Here is a 3,667-nt window from a genome sequence, read left to right as displayed (position 1 = left end):
CGGCCGCCTGCCTCGAGGCGCGGCCGGCGGCTCTCATTACACTATCTCTGCCTCCCGAGCCCGTGGACGCCGGTGCCACTTGCTCCCCCGCCAGCCTCTCGGGGCGCAAATGGCCCGACTCCCAGAGTCCGAGAGACCACTCGCTCGCCGAGAGGGTGAATGGACGCCATCCTGCCGCGTGTCTGCCTCGGACGTTTCAAGCCGCCTGCGGCCTAGATGACTGCTGAACCCCCGCTCCACGTATGGAGCTCACGGGCGCTAACGCATTTCGGCGGTACCTCTTGCCCCGATCCCCAGGACAGTGCAAGATCCCTGTTCTGACGAGTTCAACCTTGGGGGCGACGTGGCACAGCCGTTCAACGAGTATCGTGAAGTCACCACGGCGGAGCCTCTGCGACAGTGCGACGTTCTGGAGGCCGTCGATGCGACTGCCTCAATGTGGCAACGGCTCCTATTCGTCATAACGGCTGACTGTGACCTTGCCAACAAGAAGCACCAAGGACGCGTGACATGCGTGCCGATTCTGAGCGCTCATGAGTATCTTCTTCAATTGAGAATACCGCGCATTCGTGAATTGCTTATCCGCAGCCCCTTGATCGAACTGAAGGAACTACTCGAGCGTTCCGGATTTCGAAACGCAACCGAGGCGCGACTTCGCGAATGGATTCTCGAAGAATCGAACGAAGCCGTAGCGACAAGCCTCAAGATCGATCAGGCCGACCGAGCCCGAGCCAACAACATTATCCAAAGAATCCGGCTAATCGATACACCTGTTCCAACGCTAGATCAGGCGGCTTCATCACTCATCGAATCTGAGATGCTCCACGTAAAGCCTCCCAAGAGAGAGGCAGCCGTCAAGAAGGTACTAGGCCTGCTTCGCGACAGTTACAAGAAGCCGCCGGGCGATGCTCTCTTCCTGAGCTCACCTGCACCTGAGTATACTGACGGCTACTTTGTTTACATGAGACACCTGGAACAGGTATGGGAGCCTGAAATCGCAACGCTTCCTGGAGTCCGTAACGTGCGGTATAGGCGGATCTCCAGACTGCGGGACAAATTTACGCACGCACTGGCCCAGAGATTCGCACTGGTCTTCATGTCCATCGGCTTACCAGCGGATTACGAATACAGCCGCGATCTTCACTCGGAGCTCCTAGGAGAACTCGTCAAGTGAAACCACTCGTAACAACTGCGCGGGCCTTGAGCGAGCTGGCGACGGGCCTGTCTCCCGATGCGGTGTCCGCATCGTCGGTGCTATTTGAATACGACACCCAAGACGCGCTATTTCTTGTTTCCGCCGAGGATACGGTCGAAAGTCAACGCATCACTCTCATCCGCAAGGGCAATCGACGAGAGCGATACGTCCCCGATGAGCTCGCTGGTTTCCGGCGGGACGTTTTGGCAAGAATGGCCTCCTTTGCAGATCGCGCTCGAACCAGACCACTCTCCTTACCACGGAACTGGAGCCAGTATAAGTACGACAGTCTAGTTGCGTTCTTTGCTGTTCCAGGTCGCGACGACGACAATTCCACAAGGTGGATAGCAGAAGTACTTTCTGGCGAGCGCGCCGATATCGTGCTCTGGCGCACAACGACGGCATCAAACAAGGCGACGCTAGAAGAATTCTCTGAATCGGAAGATCGGAATCTCTCCGACGTAGAAAAACATTGGAAGGATGCGATTGCGTCCGCCAGGACTCATTTCGCGCAGGCTAACGGCGGCAGCGTTGCCGACGTCGATATGTACTTGTCCTCCGTCCAACAGTCCCCAACTAGAGGATGGACGTTCGACAGGTGGATGCGTGAGGTCAGCGACAGGCAGCGCGCGTTCATCGACGCGCCCACAGATAAGTCGATTCGGCTCCGCGGGCCCGCCGGCTCAGGAAAGACGATCGCACTAACCTTGAAAGCTGTGCGAGAGGTCTTGCGCGCTCGTGACATCGGCGAAGAGCTTCGGGTACTAATTGTTACTCACAGTTGGGGACTTGCGACGGAGATCGATGAGGCCATAGGCTCGATGAGTGTGGGCCAACTGCGGGAGATCGACGTGTTTCCATTGTTGGAGATTGCACAAACCGTCCTCCCGCCGCAACACCACGGATCCGCTGGATTTACTCTCATTGGAGATGATAGCTACAGCGGAAAACAGGCTCAACTCGACGAAATTCAAGACCTGCTGCGAGAGTTCATCGACGGTGATTGGGTAACGTATCGAGACCGGGTTGGAAAACCACTCCAAGAAAGATTTGACTCGCCGAACGAAAAGGACCGGCTCGCCCTCACCTGGGACCTTCTCATCGAGTTTGGGTCCGTCATCGGCGCCTCGGCAATCTTTCCCGGAGCCGGTTCGGAACAGCGATACGCCCAGTTGCCGCGCGCATCATGGATGCTGCCCCTGAAAACTCGGGAAGAACTCCGCATGGTGTTTCGCCTCTACTCCAAGTTCATGGAGAACCTTGAGGCTCGCTCTTTGATGACGTCGGATCAGCTGCTAGCCGATTTTCTAAGTTACCTGGAAACACATGCATGGAACAGGTCTCGCAAGGTCCAAGGATACGATTTAGTCTTCGTCGACGAGTTTCATCTCTTTAGTCCCCTTGAGCGACAAGTATTGCACTACTTGACGAGGGATGTATCCAGCTATCCGAGGGTTTTTATGGCTGTTGACCCACGCCAGTCGCCGTCGGAGGCCTTTATCGGCGTCGCATCAGACGAAACCTGGTCCACCTCCGCACAGACCGAGGATGGCCTCGGCGAGATCGCGAACTTCGAGCTAACCACTGTGCACCGGTTCACTCCGCAAATTCTGGACCTGATCAAGCATGTGCACCATGAGTTCCCCACGCTCGATCTAGGCCACGATTGGGATGTGGATTTCTCGGCCGTGGAGTCGACACAGAAGGACGGCCCGCGCCCACGGCTAGTCATTGCGGCCTCGCGAGTTGGCGAAGAAACAGACATATATCGAACCATTCACGAGATTTACGGCGCCGGTCGTCTGGCCCTGGCGATTGTTGACATGCGACAGTGGCAGCGATACAGCGAACTTGCATCACGCGTGGGACAGTCCGGAAAGTTCCACGTGTCGACGATTTCGGGGCGCACCGAAGTAGATGGCTTAGGATACCGACAGCGTGGCGTGGTCGTTGGCCCGGCCGAATACTTGGCTGGCCTCCAGTTTTCAACGGTTCTTGTGGCCGGCATACCCGATCTGCAGACAGCCGCGCCTACGCCGAACGAAAAAACCCGGATCCTATCACTCCTCTATTTGGCCCTGAGTCGCGCTGAGAGGGAGGTCCGCGTATTCGCGAACGATGATGACGGCGGCGCCGCGGAGGTACTCCTGCGTGCCGTTACGAACGACATCATGGATGTGGAGCAGGGGAGTCGGACGTAGCTCGTGTGGACGCGCCGGATCGCCTCATACTGATGTGTTTGCTTGAGCACGGATCGTGCAGCCGTCGATGCTCGGTGTAGCACCACCGATGGCACGCCACCGTCGCGACAGTCCGCTCTTCCCTCGGCGTCCTCGAGGCCGACCACGACTACCTCCTCGAGGGCGGCGTCTTCACCGACGACCTGGTCGAGACCTGGATCGACTGGAAGCGCACCAACGAGATCGACCCGATCCGCCTGCGCCCCCACCCGCACGAGTTCGAGCTCTACTT

Annotated in this window: 2 protein-coding genes and 1 pseudogene; all 3 read left to right on the top strand. The window is 57.6% G+C overall.

Going from position 1 to position 3,667, the window contains the following annotated elements; genetic code table 11:
- Positions 1-343 precede the first annotated feature (343 nt).
- On the top strand, positions 344-1,174 hold the full coding sequence (locus tag DY240_RS31470; protein ID WP_147375482.1) for a hypothetical protein: 831 nt from the start codon (positions 344-346) through the stop codon (positions 1,172-1,174).
- A 26-nt stretch (positions 1,175-1,200) separates the two neighbouring features.
- Positions 1,201-3,396, top strand: coding sequence for a UvrD-helicase domain-containing protein (locus DY240_RS31465; RefSeq protein WP_147375481.1), 2,196 nt, complete (start codon positions 1,201-1,203; stop codon positions 3,394-3,396).
- 122 nt (positions 3,397-3,518) lie between these two features.
- Positions 3,519-3,667: pseudogene (locus DY240_RS34210) on the top strand (type I glutamate--ammonia ligase); the annotation flags it as partial.

The organism is Jiangella rhizosphaerae, assembly GCF_003579925.1.
Taxonomy (GTDB): Bacteria; Actinomycetota; Actinomycetes; order Jiangellales; family Jiangellaceae; genus Jiangella; species Jiangella rhizosphaerae.
The sequence above is the reverse complement of the archived record's forward strand: the minus strand, read 5'-3'. Positions and strand labels throughout refer to the sequence as shown.